This window comes from Methylobacterium sp. Leaf99 (assembly GCF_001422375.1).
Lineage (GTDB): Bacteria > Pseudomonadota > Alphaproteobacteria > Rhizobiales > Beijerinckiaceae > Methylobacterium.
Genome location: NZ_LMMU01000001.1, coordinates 274,209 through 290,322 on the forward strand (window position 1 = coordinate 274,209; position 16,114 = coordinate 290,322).

The 16,114-nt window shown below is 68.2% G+C and carries 19 protein-coding genes; 4 read left to right on the top strand and 15 right to left on the bottom strand.

Going from position 1 to position 16,114, the window contains the following annotated elements:
* Window positions 1-1,239, bottom strand: a complete 1,239-nt coding sequence (locus ASF28_RS01270; RefSeq protein ID WP_056086589.1) for an HlyD family secretion protein — start codon at window positions 1,237-1,239, stop codon at window positions 1-3.
* A gap of 126 nt (window positions 1,240-1,365) precedes the next feature.
* Between ASF28_RS01270 and ASF28_RS01275 the strand changes: the two genes are divergently transcribed.
* Window positions 1,366-2,004 (top strand): TetR/AcrR family transcriptional regulator, encoded by a 639-nt coding sequence (locus ASF28_RS01275; RefSeq protein ID WP_056086592.1) that lies wholly within the window; start codon window positions 1,366-1,368, stop codon window positions 2,002-2,004.
* A 4-nt stretch (window positions 2,005-2,008) separates the two neighbouring features.
* Here ASF28_RS01275 and dxr read toward each other — a convergent pair whose 3' ends face one another.
* From dxr to ASF28_RS01345, 14 genes are all read right to left on the bottom strand, one after another.
* A complete protein-coding gene (dxr, locus tag ASF28_RS01280; protein WP_056086594.1) occupies window positions 2,009-3,172 on the bottom strand; it encodes a 1-deoxy-D-xylulose-5-phosphate reductoisomerase in 1,164 nt (387 codons plus the stop codon).
* 13 nt (window positions 3,173-3,185) lie between these two features.
* Complete coding sequence (locus ASF28_RS01285; RefSeq protein ID WP_056086597.1) at window positions 3,186-4,052, bottom strand: phosphatidate cytidylyltransferase; 867 nt, start codon at window positions 4,050-4,052, stop codon at window positions 3,186-3,188.
* Entirely contained in the window at window positions 4,052-4,852 is an 801-nt protein-coding gene (locus tag ASF28_RS01290) for an isoprenyl transferase (protein ID WP_056086601.1), read from the bottom strand. Before ASF28_RS01290 ends, ASF28_RS01285 begins: the two co-directional genes overlap by 1 nt.
* Before the next feature lie 187 nt (window positions 4,853-5,039).
* Entirely contained in the window at window positions 5,040-5,606 is a 567-nt protein-coding gene (gene frr / locus ASF28_RS01295) for a ribosome recycling factor (RefSeq protein ID WP_056086604.1), read from the bottom strand.
* 135 nt (window positions 5,607-5,741) lie between these two features.
* Window positions 5,742-6,464 (bottom strand): UMP kinase, encoded by a 723-nt coding sequence (gene pyrH, locus ASF28_RS01300; protein ID WP_056086606.1) that lies wholly within the window; start codon window positions 6,462-6,464, stop codon window positions 5,742-5,744.
* A 152-nt stretch (window positions 6,465-6,616) separates the two neighbouring features.
* Window positions 6,617-7,540 carry a translation elongation factor Ts gene (gene tsf, locus ASF28_RS01305; protein ID WP_056086609.1) on the bottom strand — a complete coding sequence of 308 codons (924 nt, stop codon included), beginning with the start codon at window positions 7,538-7,540 and terminating at the stop codon, window positions 6,617-6,619.
* Window positions 7,541-7,675: 135 nt separating this feature from the next.
* Window positions 7,676-8,743 carry a 30S ribosomal protein S2 gene (locus ASF28_RS01310; RefSeq protein WP_056086612.1) on the bottom strand — a complete coding sequence of 356 codons (1,068 nt, stop codon included), beginning with the start codon at window positions 8,741-8,743 and terminating at the stop codon, window positions 7,676-7,678.
* Window positions 8,744-8,914: 171 nt separating this feature from the next.
* Window positions 8,915-9,676 (bottom strand): pseudouridine synthase, encoded by a 762-nt coding sequence (locus ASF28_RS01315; RefSeq protein WP_056086615.1) that lies wholly within the window; start codon window positions 9,674-9,676, stop codon window positions 8,915-8,917.
* The gene (locus tag ASF28_RS01320; RefSeq protein ID WP_056086618.1) at window positions 9,673-10,593 is read right to left on the bottom strand and encodes a class I SAM-dependent methyltransferase; all 921 of its coding nucleotides are present in this window, start codon (window positions 10,591-10,593) and stop codon (window positions 9,673-9,675) included. Before ASF28_RS01320 ends, ASF28_RS01315 begins: the two co-directional genes overlap by 4 nt.
* Before the next feature lie 85 nt (window positions 10,594-10,678).
* Window positions 10,679-11,653, bottom strand: coding sequence for a GTPase Era (gene era, locus ASF28_RS01325; protein ID WP_056086621.1), 975 nt, complete (start codon window positions 11,651-11,653; stop codon window positions 10,679-10,681).
* Window positions 11,646-12,440 (bottom strand): ribonuclease III, encoded by a 795-nt coding sequence (gene rnc, locus ASF28_RS01330; RefSeq protein WP_056086624.1) that lies wholly within the window; start codon window positions 12,438-12,440, stop codon window positions 11,646-11,648. The genes era and rnc overlap by 8 nt, the downstream gene beginning before the upstream one ends.
* A gap of 14 nt (window positions 12,441-12,454) precedes the next feature.
* Complete coding sequence (lepB, locus tag ASF28_RS01335) at window positions 12,455-13,255, bottom strand: signal peptidase I (protein ID WP_056086627.1); 801 nt, start codon at window positions 13,253-13,255, stop codon at window positions 12,455-12,457.
* Window positions 13,256-13,378: 123 nt separating this feature from the next.
* Window positions 13,379-13,786 carry a holo-ACP synthase gene (acpS, locus tag ASF28_RS01340; RefSeq protein WP_056086630.1) on the bottom strand — a complete coding sequence of 136 codons (408 nt, stop codon included), beginning with the start codon at window positions 13,784-13,786 and terminating at the stop codon, window positions 13,379-13,381.
* Entirely contained in the window at window positions 13,783-14,541 is a 759-nt protein-coding gene (locus tag ASF28_RS01345; RefSeq protein ID WP_056086635.1) for a pyridoxine 5'-phosphate synthase, read from the bottom strand. Before ASF28_RS01345 ends, acpS begins: the two co-directional genes overlap by 4 nt.
* Window positions 14,542-14,657: 116 nt before the next feature.
* Between ASF28_RS01345 and ASF28_RS01350 the strand changes: the two genes are divergently transcribed.
* The 3 genes from ASF28_RS01350 to ASF28_RS01360 all read left to right on the top strand — a co-directional run bounded on the left by ASF28_RS01350 (window position 14,658) and on the right by ASF28_RS01360 (window position 16,094).
* Window positions 14,658-15,032, top strand: a complete 375-nt coding sequence (locus ASF28_RS01350; RefSeq protein ID WP_056086638.1) for a PH domain-containing protein — start codon at window positions 14,658-14,660, stop codon at window positions 15,030-15,032.
* A gap of 72 nt (window positions 15,033-15,104) precedes the next feature.
* On the top strand, window positions 15,105-15,368 hold the full coding sequence (locus ASF28_RS01355) for a PepSY domain-containing protein (RefSeq protein WP_157085262.1): 264 nt from the start codon (window positions 15,105-15,107) through the stop codon (window positions 15,366-15,368).
* Between the two features lie 36 nt (window positions 15,369-15,404).
* Entirely contained in the window at window positions 15,405-16,094 is a 690-nt protein-coding gene (locus ASF28_RS01360) for an MgtC/SapB family protein (protein ID WP_056086644.1), read from the top strand.
* Window positions 16,095-16,114 lie beyond the last annotated feature (20 nt).

Below are 16,114 nucleotides of genomic sequence, written 5' to 3' on the forward strand. Positions count from 1 at the left end.
CTACGGCCGCAGGGCAGCGGTCGTAGCCACCGCGCGGGTGTCGACCCGGACGGTGACGGAGAGGCCCGGGCGCAGCAATCCCTCCTGGGCGACGTCCGCTGGCACCCGCACCCGAACGGGCAGGCGCTGGACGATCTTGGTGAAGTTGCCGGTGGCGTTGTCCGGCGGCAGCAGGCTGAACACCGAGCCCGAGGCCGGCGACAGGGATTCGACCCAGCCGACGATATCGCGGTCCGGATAGGCATCCACCGCGACGTGGACGGGCTGGCCGGCGTGCATCCGCTCGACCTGTGTCTCCTTGAAGTTGGCATCGATGCGCACGCTCTGAAGCGGCACCAGGGCCGCAATGCGCGAGCCCGGAGACACGTAGGCACCAGCCTCCACCGCCTTGTTGCCGATGACCCCGTCGAAGGGCGCGTGCAGGATGGTGAAAGCGAGGTCGCGCGCAGCGCGGCGCTCGGCCGTGCGCAACTCGGCGGCCAACCCCTCGGCCTCGGTCCGCTGCGCACGCAGGACCTCGACTTGAGCTTTCATCGCCACGAGGGATGCCTCTGCGCCCTTCTCGGCGGCCTGGGTGCGGTCGCGGTCGGCACGGGCCTGCTCGATGCGGGCTTTCGCGACGAAATCGACCTTCTCGAGCTGCTGCTGGCGGGCGTAATCTGCCGCCGCTCGAACGGCATCGGCCCGAGCCGCGTCGATCTGGGTCGCACTCTGGATGAGCTGGGCCTGAGCGGCCTCGACCTGCCGCCAGATGCGGGTGATGGTCGCCTCCTGCGTCACGAGCTTGTCGTGGGCGGCTTCCTCGGCGAGACGATAATCTCCATCGTCAATGCGTGCGACGATATCTCCGGCCTTTACCGCCTGCCCGTTCACCACCGGGACGACGGCGAGGTAGCCAGGCACCTTGGCGGCGAGCACCGAGATATCGGCCTGGATGTAGGCATCGTCGGTGGACAGGAAGAACCGCCCGACCGTCCACCACGCGTAGGCCTTGTATCCGCCTCCGCCGAGGAGTGCGGAGACGACGAGTGCAACGATGAGCTTGCGTGCGATCCGCCGCTTTGGCTTCGCGCCTTCCGTGGATTGCACGCCGTCCGGGGACTGGGCGATCTCGGGGCGCGCCGTGGAATCGGCCATCGGCGGCCCTACGGGTCCCGACATCGACGCAACGTCCGGGAACGGACCAGAATCCGTTTCATCGCGACCTTCGTCCCGTCCGCCCACGTCGCGTAGCGTCATCGTCGTGTTTCCGGCATCGGAATTTGACCGAACCGTTCGGTCAATAGCTGAAGCGGATTGAACCGCATCTGCATTTTCGCTAGGTAGAGTGACCGAACGGTTCGGTCAAGACGGCGTTGGGTGACGATGACGAGCGATGCGAGCGCGGTTCCCCTACGGACGGGTCCGGAATCGGACAAGCGCCGGCAAATCCTGGAGGGCGCACGCTCCGTATTCCTGGCCGCCGGCTTCGATGGCGCCAGTATGGGCGAGATCGCCCGGACGGCGGGCGTGTCAAAGGGTACGTTGTACGTCTACTTCGACAGCAAGGAGGCGTTATTCGAGGCGCTCACCGTCGCCGAGCGCCAGGGGCTTGCCGAGGCGCTGTTCCGCCTCGATGCGGACGATCCGGATGTCGCCGGCGTGCTCACCCGCCTCGGACATAGCTATCTCGCCGAACTGGCGCGCGCCGACCACGTAGCGGTGATCCGCATGGTGATCGGGGCCACGGAGAGATTCCCACGCTTCGGGCAGGCCTTCTATGAGGCCGGCCCCGTTCAGGGGGTTGCGCGTCTCGCCGCCTATTTCGGTGCTCAGGTGGCCGCCGGACGCCTGACGGCGGCGGACCCGGAACTCGCTGCCAAGCACTTCCTGCACCTATGCCAGGCCGGCCTCCTCACCCGCCTTCTGTTCGCCGCCGGCGGGGCGGTGACGGAGGGCGAGATCGCCTACCGGGTGGAGGAGGCCGTGCGCGTGTTCCTCGCCGGCTACGGACCGGGGAGTTGACGGTTCAGGCGGGAAGCGCTTCGCTGCTCCACGCGCGGACCTCGGCATCGATGTCCAGCGCCTCGTCAACATCGGCCGGGGCCGCCCGGTAGAGGCCCGCGAAATGGGTACAGGCACGCTCCACGAGGTCGCTGATCCCGTAGAAACCGATGACGCCGCGAATGAAGGCGGAGACTGCGATCTCGTTGGCGGCGTTCATCACCGTGGGAGCCGCCCCGCCATCGCGGAGCGCCGCGCGGGCGATGCGAAGGCAAGGGAAACGGATTTCGTCGGTGGCCTCGAAGGTCAGGCTTCCGACCGCAGCGAGATCGACGGACCGGCCACGCGCGATGGTGAGGCGCTCGCCGAGCCCGAGGCAATGCGCGATCGGCACCCGCATGTCGGGCATGGCGAGGCCCGCCGTCACCGCGCCGTCGCGCCAAGCGATGAGGCCGTGGACGATGGATTGCGGATGCACGATGGCATCGAGACGTGCGGCCTCGATCCCGAACAGGTGATGCGCCTCAATGAGTTCGAGGCCCTTGTTCATCAGCGACGCCGAATCGATGTTGATCTTCATGCCCATGGACCAGGTCGGATGGGCCGCCGCGTCCTCGGGCGAGGCGGCGGCGATGCGCTCGGCCGTCCAGGTGCGGAACGGTCCGCCCGAAGCCGTGATGGTCATGGTTGCGACATCGGCGACCTTGCCGTCGCCGAGCGCCTGCGCGAGGGCGTTGTGCTCGGAATCCACCGGCAGCAGGGTGGCACCATAGCGCCTGGCGTCGCGCATGAAGGCGTCCCCGGCGCAGACGAGGCTTTCCTTGTTGGCGAGCGCGACGGTGCGCCCGAGGCGGAGCGCCGCGTGGGTCGGGCGCAGGCCGGCGGCCCCGCTGACGGCGGCCATCACGATATCGGCGTCGCGCGCGACGGCCTCCAGCACGGCGCCGTCGCCCGCGCCGTTGGGAATGCCGGTGCCGGACAGTAGCTCGCGCAGGGCCGCTCCCTGCGATTCGTCGGCCAGGGCGACGAAATCCGCGCCGATCTCACGGGCGAGCTTGGCGAGGGCCACGGCATCACGGCCGCCAACGAGAGCACCGATGCGGAAGCGCTCGGGATGCTGGGCTAGAAGGTCCGTGGTGGAGCGCCCGATGGAACCGGTGGCACCAAGGATGGAGACGGTGAGAGTCAACGGAGGAGATCCTTCAGACCACGCCCATGCGGTGCGCGAGGAGATACAGTCCGGCCAGCAGCGCCACGGCGGCGAAGCCGTCGAGACGATCCATGACGCCGCCATGACCGGGAATCGAGCGGCCGGAATCCTTGACGCCCCAATGCCGCTTCAGGGCCGATTCAGCGAGATCACCGGCCTGACTGAAGACCGATGCCGCGGCACTCACGAGACCGACGAAAACGAGGGAGGTCGCGGCAAGCGGGCTCCAACCGTAGCCCCGGGCCAGGGCGATCAGGCCGATGCCCGCGGCCGTCCCGGCGGCAAGGCCACCGAGGGCGCCCGACCACGTCTTCTTCGGACTCACGGCCGGCATGAGCTTCGGTCCGCCGAAGGTGCGCCCGGTGATGTAGGCGACCACGTCCGTGGACCAGACGACGGCGAACATCCAGGCCGGACCGAGGATGCCGATGGCGGGATCGTCGCGCAGGCCGGGGGGCACCAGGGCGACGACGGTCCCGCCGAACAGGCCCGCCACGGCCCGGCCCCGCGCCGGCCCGTCCTGGGCCAGGACCAGGATCCCGGTGACGCCCAGGGCGGCAACGATGAGAAACACGTGTGGCGCGGCGCCCTCCCTCAGGCACAGGACGAGCCCGGTGAGGGTCGCGCCGATGACGATCAAGAGGAGCCGTCGAGGACCCGTGCGGCTCATGCCGATCCACTCGGCGGTGCCGACGAGGGCGGCGGCGAGCCAGATGAAGGCGAACGGGCCACCCCCCAGAATGAGGGCCGAGACGACGATGGCCGCCAGCACCAGGCCGGACACGAGACGAAGTTGAAACTCACGCCCCCCGAGGGGATTGCGGCGCGCGCCGGGGGTCGCCTCGCTCGGGCTTCCCATCACCCGGTCTTGCCGCTCAGGCCGCCGAAACGACGGTCGCGGCGGTGATACTCGCCGATGGCCGCCACGAAGGCGTCGTGGTCGAAATCCGGCCAGAGGGCGGGGGTGGTCACGTATTCGGCGTAGGCCGTCTGCCAGGTGAGAAAGTTCGACAGGCGCAGTTCGCCCGAGGTGCGGATCACCAGATCGGGGTCGGGAATGCCGGTGGTGTCGAGGGCCGCCGTGATGGCGTCGATGTCGATGTCGTCCGGCGTCGCCCGCCCCTCGGTACAAGCGCGCGCCAGAGCACGGACGGCCCGGACGATCTCCTGCCGGCCGCCGTAGTTGAACGCGACCACCAGGGTCAGGCCGGGATTGCCCCGCGTCATCGCCTCGGCTTCGTCCAGGAGCCCAATGATGTCCGCGCTCAGGCCCTCGCGGTCGCCGATGATCCGAACCCGCACGCCATTGCGGTGGAGGTCGGCCAGATCGCGGCGCACGAACAGCTTGAGCAGGCCCATGAGGTCCGCGACCTCGGCGGGCGGGCGGCGCCAGTTTTCCGACGAGAAGGTGTAGATGGTCAGGTAGCGCACACCGAGATCGATGGAAGAACGCACGGCCCGGCGCACGGCCTCGACGCCACGGCGATGGCCCTCGACGCGGGGCAGTCCACGCCGCGCCGCCCAACGACCGTTGCCATCCATGATGATCGCGACATGGGCGGGCGCCGGCAGCGCGAGGCCGGTGGGCGGCACCGGCGCCGCGCCGGACGCGGCCGGAGAGCGGACATCGAACGCCGATGCGCCCTGCCCCCCCGCCATCCCGGTCTCGATGTGACGCGCGCCCTCAGTTCGACCCAACGCGCCCCTCCCCCATGCCTCGTCCAGTCCGATCGGAAATCCGCCGAACGTCGGAGCCGTGTCCGATCCAGTCGGATCGGACACGGCTCCAAATCTTGTCTTGCTGCTGTCTTGAGACGAACCGGCCTCCATTTCGATGGCGGGCACGCTAGACCTGCATGATTTCCTTCTCCTTGGACGCCAGGACGCCATCAATCTCGGCGATGTGCTGGTCGGTCACCTTCTGGACTTCGCCGGCCTGACGCTTCTCGTCGTCCTCGCTGATGGCGCCATCCTTCTCCAGCTTTTTCAGGTGGTCGAGGCCGTCGCGGCGCACGTGGCGGACGGCGACGCGGGCCTCCTCCGTGTACTTGTGAGCAACCTTGACCATCTCCTTGCGGCGCTGCTCGTTCATCTCGGGCACGCGCAGGCGGATGGTCTGGCCCTCGGTCTGGGGGTTCATGCCGAGATCGGATTCGCGGATCGCCTTCTCGACGGCGGTGACCATGCCGCGATCCCACACGGAGATGCTCAGGAGGCGCGGCTCCGGCACGCTCACGGTGGCAACCTGCGCCATGGGCATCATCGCCCCGTAAGCGTCGACCTGGATTGGATCGAGGATGCTCGGCGTCGCGCGGCCCGTCCGCAGGGAACCGAGGTCACCCTTCAGGGAGGTGACGGCGCCCTGCATGCGGCGCTTGATGTCGTTCAGGTCGAATTCGGGGATGGCAGCCATGCGTTCAGTGTCCCGACGCGAACAGAGGAGGGAGGGAGGCCGGGCCGCCGGGGCCCGTTCTGCGGCTTCAATGAACCAAAACCCTGTGGCCCGCAAATGGCGTTCACGGGGCTTCGCGCTTTCGCGACGGGCGGATCAGGGGACCACGTGGGTGGCGGGTGCCTCGCCGGTGAGAATGGCCCGGATCGAGCTCGGCGCATGGACGGAGCCGACGACGATGGAGAGGCGGCTTTCGCGTGCCAGGGCGAAGGCCGCGGTGTCCATCACCTTGAGGTCACGACCGATCGCCTCGTCATGGGTGAGCCGATCGTAGCGGGTGGCGGACGGGTCGGTCTTCGGATCGGCCGAGTAGACGCCGTCCACCTGCGTCGCCTTGAGCACGGCGTCACACCGGAGTTCCGCCGCCCGCAGGACGGCCGCCGTGTCGGTGGTGAAGAACGGGTTGCCGGTACCGCCGGCCAGCACGATGACCTGACCCTTGTCGATGTGATGCAGGGCGGGCTGGCGCGCGAAGGTCTCGCAGATGGTCGGCATCGACACCGCCGACATGGTGCGGGCCGGCACGCCGGCGGCGTTCAGGGCCGTCTCGAGGGCCAGCGAATTCATCACGGTCGCCATCATGCCGAGCGAATCGCCGGTGGCCCGGTCGATCCAGCCGGCGGACGAAATACGCGCGCCCCGGATCATGTTACCGCCACCGACGACGAGCGCGAGTTGGATACCGCATTCCCGGGTCCGGGCGATGTCCTCGGCAATGCCGGCGAGGGTCGGCGGATGAAGCCAGTATCCATCGGGCGCAGCCAGCGCCTCGCCGGAGAGCTTCACGAGGACGCGGCGAAACAATGTGGTCTCCGGCATGAGCCAGTCCCCTCGAATCCAACCCGGGAGTGGGCCGGAGAGCCAATCGGAAGCGGAGGGGTGTCTAGCGCACGGCAGGCCGGAACGTCGAGGGGCGGCGGCCTCGCAGCCACCGCCCCTTTCACGTTTCCGTCATGGCATCGGCCTCGAGTTCAGCCCCGAGCTGCGGCGGCCACCTCGGTGGCGAAGTCAGGCGCCTCTTCCTTCTCGATGCCCTCGCCGAGCGCGTAGCGCACGAACGCGGTGAGCTTGACGGGCGAGCCAGCCTTGCCCTCGGCCTCCTTGAGAACCTGGGAGATCGTCTTCGAGCCATCGTGTACGAAGGGCTGCTCCAGGAGGGTGACCTCCTTGTAATAGCTCTTCAGGCCGCTCTCGACGATCTTGGCGAGCACGTTCTCGGGCTTGCCGGCGTTCTTCTCACGCAGGATGTTGATCTCGCGATCGAGGGTCGCCTGATCGACGCCGGCGGCATCCAGCGCCACCGGGTTGGTGGCGGCGACATGCATGGCGATCTGGCGGCCGAGGGTGGAGAGCACCTCGACATCGCCCTCCGACTCGAGTGCGACGAGCACGCCGATCTTGCCGAGACCGTCGACGATCTGACCGTGAACGTAGGAGGCGATGACGCCCTTGGTCACGTCGAGCTTGGCCACGCGACGCAGGGTCATGTTCTCGCCGATGGTGGCGATGAGGTTGGACAGCGTTTCCTTGACGGTGGTCTCGGAGCCGGGGAAGTGTGCGGCTTCGAGGCCTTCCAGGGTGCCGTCGGTGTCGAGGGCGAGCTTGGCGGCCTCGCGGGCGAAGCCCTGGAAGCTGTCGTTGCGGGCGACGAAGTCGGTCTCGGAGTTCACCTCGACGAGGGCCGCGTGATGACCCGAGGATTCCACGGCGACGAGGCCCTCGGCGGCGACGCGGCCGGCCTTCTTGGCCGCCTTGGCGAGGCCCTTCTTGCGGAGCCAGTCCACGGCGGCTTCGATGTCGCCGTCCGTCTCGTTGAGCGCGCCCTTGCAGTCCATCATGCCCGCGCCGGTCTTTTCGCGGAGCTCTTTCACCAGTGCGGCGGTGATGTTGGCCATGGCCTGTCCTTTCCGGGACTCTTGAAGTGGGGACTTCTGAAGTGAAGGAGCCCGGCGCTCTATGAAAAGCACCGGGCTTCAGGATGATGATGTCGATCCGTCGGTGGCGGCCCGGATCCGGGCCGCCCTGCGGGCTCAGGCGGCGGCAGCGGCCTCGGCGAAGCCGCGGGCCTGCTCGATCCAGCCGTCGCGGCCGATGCGGCCGTTGAGCTTGAGATCGGCATCGACCTTGGCGACATCGGCCTCGCTCATGGCGACGAGCTGCCAGTAATGGTAGATGCCGGCTTCGTTGAGCTTCTGCACGATCTGGGGACCGGCGCCGTGGAGCTTCGACAGGTCGTCGGGGGCGCCACGCGGAGCCGAGAGCAGTTCGAAGTGCTCGGTGGACTCCACGAGGGCGGCCACATCGGCCTGGGTGACCGAGCCGGACTCGATGGAAGCCGCGCCCTCGTCGTTGGCGGGCAGCTCCTCGGCGGTGGGCTCCTCGGAAGCGCCGAGATCGATGCCGCTCGAACCCTGGCCGCGCGAGATGCCATCGATGGCCGCACGGGCGATGAGGTCGCAGTACAGGGCGATGGCGCGGCCGGCGTCGTCGTTGGCCGGGACCACGTAGGTGATGCCGTCCGGGTTGCAGTTGGTGTCGACGATGGCGGCGACCGGGATGCCGAGGCGCTGGGCCTCCTTGATCGCGAGCTGCTCCTTGTTGGTGTCGATCACGAACAGCAGGTCGGGCACGCCGCCCATGTCCTTGATGCCGCCGAGCGCCTTCTCGAGCTTGTCCTTCTCGCGGCCGAGCATGAGACGCTCCTTCTTGGTGAGGCCCTGGGCCCCGCCGTCGAGGATCTCGTCGACCTTGCGCAGCCGCGAGATCGAGCCCGAAATGGTCTTCCAGTTGGTCAGCATACCGCCGAGCCAGCGGGAGTTGACGTAGTACTGGGCCGAACGCTTGGCAGCCTCGGCAATGGTGTCGGCGGCCTGGCGCTTGGTGCCGACGAACAGCACCCGGCCACCCTTGGCGACGGTGTCGCTCACGGCCTGCAGGGCCTGGTGGAGGGCCGGCACGGTCTGGGCCAGGTCGATGATGTGGATGTTGTTGCGCGTCCCGAAGATGTAGGACTGCATCTTCGGGTTCCAGCGGTGGGCCTGGTGTCCGAAGTGGGCGCCGGCCTCGAGAAGCTGACGCATGCTGAAATCAACGGCCATGATCTTTGGTCTCTCCGGTTATGCCGCCGCGGAGGAAGCGATCGGGTCCAAAAGAACCCCGATCACCGGAAACGCCTCATTCAGGCATGAGGCCAACTCCGCGTGTGGAATGGGCGGGGCCTTACCAGACGGTTTTTGCGATGGCAAGGTTTTGGAGTCGGCGCGATCCCGTCAGACCTGGGGGCCACTGAAAACGGCGGCGATGTCGGCCTCGTGCATGACCCGATAGCACCCCGCCTCCAGACCGGCCGGCAGGTCGAGCCCTCCGATTCGGTCACGGTGGAGGGCGACGACGTGGTTGCCGATGGCCGCGAACATCCGCCGGACCTGATGGTAACGGCCCTCGTGCAGGGTCACGGCCGCGTGGGTCGTGTCGTGAATCTCGGTCTCGACGGGCAGGAGCGGCTTCTCCTCTCCCTCCAGCATCAGGGTGCCGGAGGCGAAGATGGCCACCTCGTTGCCGTTGAGCGGACGGTCGAGGGTCACCTGGTAGCGTTTGGCGACGTTGGATTTCGGCGCGATGATCCGGTGCAGCAGGGCACCGTCGTCGGTCAGCAGCAGGAGACCGGAGGTCTCCTTGTCGAGGCGGCCCACCGTGGACAGGGCCGGGTCGCGTCGGCGCCAGCGCTCGGGCAGGAGCCCGTAGACGAGGGGTCCCGCCTCCTTGTGCGAGCAGGTGACGCCGAGCGGCTTGTGCAGCATGAGGGTCACGCCCGGCGGCGGATCGAGGGGAACGCCGTCCACCACCATGCGCTGCGCCAGGTCGGGGGTGACCGGGATACGCTGGTCCGAATCGCGCAGCGGCGCGCCATCGAGGACGACGAGGCCGGCGCCGGTGAGGAGCCCGATCTCCCGGCGCGAGCCGTAGCCCATGTTGGCGAGCAGGCGGTCGAGGCGCAGGGTCGGGGTCTTGGCTTTCCCCGCCTTGCTCATTTCCGGGCCTCGAAGATCTTGTAGCCACCGGACGAGGCCTTGAGCTCCACGGTCTTGAAAGCGGCGTTCAGGGGCTTCTCGTAGGGAAGGTGCATGTTGGCCGTGACCCACAGGGTACCGCCCGGACGCAGGGCCTCGGCCGCGCGGGCGATGAAGCCCTGGCCGAGGGCCTGATCCTCCGAGCCGCCATCGTGGAAGGGCGGGTTCATCACGACGAAGTCCAGGCGGCTGAGGCCGAGGCCGCCCGCGCGGATGTCGGCCCAGCGGATGGTGACGCGCGGGTCGGCGACATTGCGGGTCGCCATCTCGACGGCGCGCCGGTCGATGTCGATGAGCGTGAGCGTCGTCACCTTCGGCGAATGCAAGACGGAGCGGGCGAGGACACCGAGGCCGCAGCCGAAATCGGCACCGCTGCCCGCCAGCGGCGGCAGGAGCGACAGGAGAAGGGCCGAGCCCGGATCGAGGCGATCGTAGGAGAAGATGCCGGCCTGCGAGCACAGGGCGAGGTTGTCAATGTGGCGCGGACCGCCTTCCTCCAGGGCCACCCTCAGGTCGCCAAGGGTCTCGGGCCGGTCGACGACGCAGATGCGGTGGTGGCGCCGGGCGCTCTCCGTCGCCGGAGCCCCGAATCCGGCGAGTTCCTTGGCCAGGCGCGAGCCGCCCCGGTCCTTCAGGGCCAGGGCGGTCAGGCGTCCGCCCGGACGCAGGGCACGCAGGGCCTGAGCAAGGACGTAGCGGCGCTCGATTGTGCCAGCCGGTGCCAGCACGTCGATCCGCTCAAGGCTGCCCGACGCGACATCCTCGATCCGGGGCGAGCCCGGGATCAGCGGCGAGACCTGGACAGCTCCTTCCGGACCCTCGATGAGTTCGGCGGGCGGGAAGCCGTACAGGGCTTCCGAGAACGATGTGATGGACATGATGATACGATCCGGCGCGACGGCGCGCGCGCCTCGACGGCTGAGAGCGTGACGGATGACCTGAGCGGCCGGTGATAGCCGATGCCTAACCGCGCGGGAACTCCAGGCCCATCTCGCGGTAGCGCGCCGGATCATCTGCCCAGTTCTCGCGGACCTTCACGTGCAGGAACAGGTGGACCGTCTGCTCGGCGGCCTCGGCGATCTCGCGCCGCGCCGCCTGGCCGATGGCCTTGATGGTCTGGCCGCCCTTGCCGAGCACGATGGAGCGCTGGCTCTCGCGCTCGACGAAGATGGTCTGCTCGATGCGCACGGAGCCATCCGTCCGCATCTGCCACTGATCGGTCTCCACGGTGGAGCGGTAGGGCAGTTCCTCGTGCAGGCGGTCGTAGAGCTTTTCGCGGGTGATCTCGGCGGCCAGCATGCGGATGGGGGCGTCGGAGACCTGATCTTCGGGGTAGAGCCACGGGCTCTTGGGCATCATCCCGGCCAGGGTTGCCTTCAGCACATCGATGCCGTCGCCGTTCAGCGCCGAGATCATGAAGGTGTGGGTGAAGGCGATGCGCTCGTTGAGCGATGCGGAAAGGGCCAGCAAGCGGTCGCGGGGGATGAGATCGATCTTGTTGAGGATCAGCACCTTGGGGCGCTTCACGTCGGGGAGCTTGGCGAGGATCGCCTCGACTTCGTCCGAGACGCCCTTGCGCGCATCGATGAGCAGACAGACGGCGTCGGCATCCGACGCGCCGCTCCAGGCGGAATGGACCATGGCGCGGTCGAGCCGACGCTTCGGCGCGAAGATGCCGGGGGTATCGACCAGGATGATCTGCGCCGTCCCCTCCATGACGATGCCGCGCACCAGGGCCCGCGTCGTCTGCACCTTGCGGGAGACGATGGAGACCTTGGTGCCGACGAGGCTGTTGAGCAGGGTCGACTTGCCGGCGTTCGGGATGCCGATGAGCGCGACGAAGCCGGCAGTGGTGTTCTCCGGCATGGGAGCGGACGGAAGCGGTACCAGGGGCGGCAGATCGTCGTCATGATCGGTGTCGAAATCGTCGTCAGACATCGGGAGAATTTCCTTCGCGGACGTCCGCCGACGTCTCCATGATTGGGCTGGGGATCTGACCGAGGACCTCGCGCTCCAGCACGAGGCGGGCGGCCTCCTGCTCGGCGAGACGCTTCGATGGGCCAGTGCCGATGCCGGGCGTGAAGCCCTCGACCCGGGCGGCAATGCGGAAGACAGGGGCGTGATCGGGACCGGAGCGCTCCACCACCTCGTAGGCGGGGATCGGCAGGCCGCGGCCCATGGCCCATTCCTGCAGGGAGGACTTGGCATCTCGCCCGCGCGGAGCCGCCGTATCGACCCCCGGCGTGAAGGCGGCTTCGACGATGGCCTTGGCCTTTGCGTAGCCGGCATCGAGGAAGACGGCGCCGAGGATCGATTCGCAGGCATCGGCCAGGATGGTCTGGTTGCGGCGCCCGCCGCTCTGGACCTCGCCGGGGCCGAGCAGGAGATGCGGTCCGACATCCCAGGCCGTGGCCACGGCCGCGCAGGTCTCGCGCCGGACGAGGCCGGCGAGGCGCCGGGACAGGTCGCCCTCGTCGGCCCCCGGAAAGGCCGCGTACAGGAGATCGCCGACGGCCAGACCGAGGACGCGGTCCCCGAGGAATTCCAGGCGCTGGTAGCTGCCGAGCCGGCCGTTGCCGCCGGCCTTGCTCACGTGGGTCAGCGCCAGAACCAGCAGATTCGGGTCGGCGAAGGCGTGGCCGATTGCGGCTTCGAGCACGGCGAGGCCGGGCTTCGGACGGGGCGCGCGCCGCGCCCGGCTGGAGGGACGCGCCTCTTCGTCCACGGTTCGCAATCGCCCTAATGAATGGTGGTGAACAGGCGGCCCCAGCGGACCTTCGCCGGCCAGTTCCAGATCTGCCACGCCGGCGTTCCTTCGTCGATGGAGAAGAAAATCATCTCCGCCCGGCCGACGAAGTTCTCGAACGGCACGAATCCGACATTGGCGAGATCGCGCGAATCCGTGGAGTTGTCGCGGTTGTCGCCCATCATGAAGAACCGCCCTTCGGGAACGGTGTAGGGCTCGGTGTTGTCCCAGTAGCCGTTGTCGCCGTCGCGCTCGATCACCTTGTGGGTGACCCCGCCCGGCAGGGTCTCGAGGTACTGCTCGGCTTTCGCCTGCTCGCCGTAGGGCCCGGTGGTCTCGAACGGGGCGATCTTCTCGCGCTTGACCGGCACGTCGTTGATGTAGAGCAGGCCGGCCTTCATCTGGACCTTGTCGCCGGGCAGTCCGATCACGCGCTTGATGTAGTCCGTGGCGTTGTCCTTGGGCAACTTGAACACCGCGATGTCGCCGCGCTTCGGCGTCGCCGCCCAGACCCGGCCGTCCGCCGTGAACGGCAGGTACTCGCTCAGCGGCAGCGAGTATTTCGAGTAGCCGTAGGAATATTTCGAGACGAACAGGTAATCGCCGATTAGGAGCGTCGGGACGAGCGAACCCGAGGGGATGTTGAACGGCTGGAACAGCAGCGTGCGCACCACGAGGGCGATGAGCAGCGCCTGACCGCCAACCTTCAGGGTTTCCTTGATGCTGGCCCAGGTACCGGTCTCGGCGGCCTTCAGGTCATGCTTCGTCTGGTGGTCCACGCGGGCACGTTCCATCTGGCTGGCCTCTCCGGTCCGACACGGAAGGCCGGAATCCAGGCCCCGTCCGTCATCGACGGTCGAGCGGCGGCATAGACCATGCGCGGAGGACCCGCAACGCGAGGCCGCTTCCGACGAATCTCAGGGGGTGCCAAGCGGCACCGCCTCGATGATCACGAAGGCCTGCGCCATGGGCGGATCGTCCGTGAGGGTAATGTGGACCTTGGCGGCGTGGCCCGCCGGGATCAGCCCAGCCAGGTGAGTCGCGGCCCCGCCGGTGAGGTGGAGGGTCGGACGGCCGCCGGGGAGGTTGATCACCTCCATGTCGCGCCAGAACACGCCCTGGCTCAGGCCGGTGCCCAGCGCCTTGGCGCAGGCCTCCTTGGCGGCGAAGCGCCGGGCGTAGGAGGGCGCGCGGGCGGCACGGGCGTCGCACTTCGCCCGTTCCCCGTCGGTGAAGACCCGGTGGGTGAAGCGCTCGCCGTAGCGTTCGAGGGAGCGCGCGATGCGGCGGATGTCGCACAGATCGGAGCCGATGCCGACGATCATGCGTCGCCTGCCCGGCGGGCGGCGTCCATGGCGGACCGCATGTCGCGCACGGCCCGGTCCAAGCCCGAAAAAATCGCCTCGCCGATGAGGGCGTGGCCGATGTTGAGTTCGGCGATCTCGGCCAACGCCGCCACCGGCCCGACGCTGTCGAGGGCCAGGCCATGGCCAGCATGGATCTCGAGGCCGAGGCTGTCACCATGGGTCGCTGCATGGGCGATCCGGGCCAGTTCCGCCGCGACACGGACCGTGTCCCCGGCCGCCACCGCCTCGCAATAGGTTCCGGTGTGGAGTTCGACCACGGGCGCTCCAAGGCGGTGGGCCGCGTCCATGACCGCCGCATCGGGCTCGACGAACAGGGAGACGCGCAGACCCGCCTCCCGCAGGGCCGCGATACGCGGAGCGAGGTGATCGTGCCCGCCGACGATGTCGAGGCCGCCCTCGGTGGTGCGTTCTTCGCGCTTCTCCGGAACGAGGCAGGCAGCGTGGGGCCGGAGGCGGATCGCCAGGGCGATCATGGCGTCGGTGGCCGCCATCTCGAAGTTCAGCGGCACGGTGAGCACCCGGGCGAGGGTCTCCATGTCCGCGTCGCGGATGTGCCGGCGGTCCTCGCGCAGGTGCGCGGTGATGCCGTCGGCCCCCGCCTCGACGGCCATCCGCGCCGCCCGGATCGGATCGGGATGGGCGCCGCCCCGCGCGTTGCGCACGGTGGCGACGTGATCGATGTTCACGCCGAGACGCAGGGGACGTAGGGACATGGTCGATCCGCGCTCCAAACACGATCCCATGCGGGATCGTCGCGACCCGGCCGTTTCACCTCGGGGGCCTGCCCCCTACATAGGCGTCGCGAGCGCGAACGGGGATACGGCACATCATGGGATTTCTCGACGGCCTGCTCGGCCACGGCAGCGACCTCTCGCCGGCGGAGGTCCATGAACAGCTCGCGGGCGTCCTCACGGAGGGCGAGGTCGTGCAGGTCGCCTTCCGGCTCATCCGCGACCTCATCGTCTTCACCGACCGGCGCCTGATCCTCGTGGACAAGCAGGGAATCACCGGCCGCAAGGTCCAGTACATGACGGTGCCCTACCGAGCGATCACCTGCTTCTCCGTCGAGACAGCGAGCAGCTTCGACCTCGATTCGGAACTGAAGATCTGGGTCTCTGGACGGCCCGATCCGATCACGAAGACGCTCAAGCGCGGCGCCGACATCCTGGGCATTCAGCAGGCGATCGCGAGTTCGATCCGTTAGGGCGCAGGGGAACCGGCTTTCGGCGTCGCGGTTGACTTCGGAGAAGTTATTTGCCGGCTCATGGAGTCCCCGATGTCTCGTTTTCTCCCCCTCGCGCTCGCGCTTGCCCTCTCCTGCACCGCGTCGATCCTCGCGCTTGCCGATCAACCCGGAGCCGATTGGATGCCAGCCGATCAAGTGAAGCAGAAGCTGATGGCGACGGGCTACACCAGCATCACCGAGTTCGAGGCCGACGACGGGCATTGGGAGGGTGAGGGCATGAAGAACGGCGTCAAGATGCAGTTCCATGCCGATCCGAAGACCGGAGCGCTGCTGTCGGAGAAGCCGGACAAGTAGTCCGACCGACGGGGAAGATACGGCGACCGCTCCGGAATGCTGAGCAATTTCGACATGGTCGGCCGCCTGCTCGTGGCGGCCTTCCTCGGCAGCATCATCGGTTTCGAGCGGGAGCGACTGGTCTGGGCGGCCGGCATGCGGACGCACATGCTGGTCTGCGTCGGCTCCTGCCTGCTGATGATCGTCTCGGCTTTCGGATTCGCCGATGTCCTCGGCCGGCCGAACGTGACCCTCGATCCTTCCCGCGTCGCCGCCCAAGTGGTGTCCGGGATCGGTTTCCTCGGCGCCGGCACGATCCTCCTGCGCGGCGAAGTCGTGAAAGGCCTCACCACCGCCGCCAGTCTGTGGGCGGTGGCCGCCATCGGCCTCGCCTCCGGTGGAGGTCTCTACGTTCCGGCCATCGCCACCACCGCCATCGTGCTCGGCATCCTGGCCGGGATGAAGCCGATCGAAGACCGCTACCGCGAGCGGCGCCAGCGTCACGACTTGCGCGTCGTTGCGCGCCATGGTGTCGTCACCACGGCGACGATCCGGACCCTCGCCGGTCCCTGCGCATCGAAGCTGCGCCAGATCGTGATCCGTCAGAACGCGACCGACGATCGCGATGCGATCACCCTCCGCCTCGTGCACGTGGATCGCGGCGCCCTCGATTCCCTAATGGAACGATTTCGCCAGCATGGATCGGTGCTGAGCGTCGAAACGATCGACCACGATTCCGACGTATGATCGCTCCCGGTGGAGCCCGG

Excerpts from the sequence above, each read along its gene's own strand:
- pyrH (WP_056086606.1), bottom strand. The coding sequence starts at position 6,464 with ATGCCGGAGACCACATTGTTTCGCCGCGTCCTCGTGAAGCTCTCCGGC.
- ASF28_RS01290 (WP_056086601.1), bottom strand. The coding sequence starts at position 4,852 with ATGGCGGGGGGGCAGGGCGCATCGGCGTTCGATGTCCGCTCTCCGGCC.
- ASF28_RS01285 (WP_056086597.1), bottom strand. The coding sequence starts at position 4,052 with ATGGGAAGCCCGAGCGAGGCGACCCCCGGCGCGCGCCGCAATCCCCTC.
- tsf (WP_056086609.1), bottom strand. The coding sequence starts at position 7,540 with ATGGCCAACATCACCGCCGCACTGGTGAAAGAGCTCCGCGAAAAGACC.
- era (WP_056086621.1), bottom strand. The coding sequence starts at position 11,653 with ATGTCTGACGACGATTTCGACACCGATCATGACGACGATCTGCCGCCC.
- ASF28_RS01315 (WP_056086615.1), bottom strand. The coding sequence starts at position 9,676 with ATGAGCAAGGCGGGGAAAGCCAAGACCCCGACCCTGCGCCTCGACCGC.
- ASF28_RS01350 (WP_056086638.1), top strand. The coding sequence starts at position 14,658 with ATGGGATTTCTCGACGGCCTGCTCGGCCACGGCAGCGACCTCTCGCCG.
- ASF28_RS01345 (WP_056086635.1), bottom strand. The coding sequence starts at position 14,541 with ATGTCCCTACGTCCCCTGCGTCTCGGCGTGAACATCGATCACGTCGCC.
- frr (WP_056086604.1), bottom strand. The coding sequence starts at position 5,606 with ATGGCTGCCATCCCCGAATTCGACCTGAACGACATCAAGCGCCGCATG.
- lepB (WP_056086627.1), bottom strand. The coding sequence starts at position 13,255 with ATGGAACGTGCCCGCGTGGACCACCAGACGAAGCATGACCTGAAGGCC.
- ASF28_RS01310 (WP_056086612.1), bottom strand. The coding sequence starts at position 8,743 with ATGGCCGTTGATTTCAGCATGCGTCAGCTTCTCGAGGCCGGCGCCCAC.
- ASF28_RS01360 (WP_056086644.1), top strand. The coding sequence starts at position 15,405 with ATGCTGAGCAATTTCGACATGGTCGGCCGCCTGCTCGTGGCGGCCTTC.
- ASF28_RS01355 (WP_157085262.1), top strand. The coding sequence starts at position 15,105 with ATGTCTCGTTTTCTCCCCCTCGCGCTCGCGCTTGCCCTCTCCTGCACC.
- ASF28_RS01270 (WP_056086589.1), bottom strand. The coding sequence starts at position 1,239 with ATGACGCTACGCGACGTGGGCGGACGGGACGAAGGTCGCGATGAAACG.
- ASF28_RS01320 (WP_056086618.1), bottom strand. The coding sequence starts at position 10,593 with ATGTCCATCACATCGTTCTCGGAAGCCCTGTACGGCTTCCCGCCCGCC.
- ASF28_RS01275 (WP_056086592.1), top strand. The coding sequence starts at position 1,366 with ATGACGAGCGATGCGAGCGCGGTTCCCCTACGGACGGGTCCGGAATCG.
- acpS (WP_056086630.1), bottom strand. The coding sequence starts at position 13,786 with ATGATCGTCGGCATCGGCTCCGATCTGTGCGACATCCGCCGCATCGCG.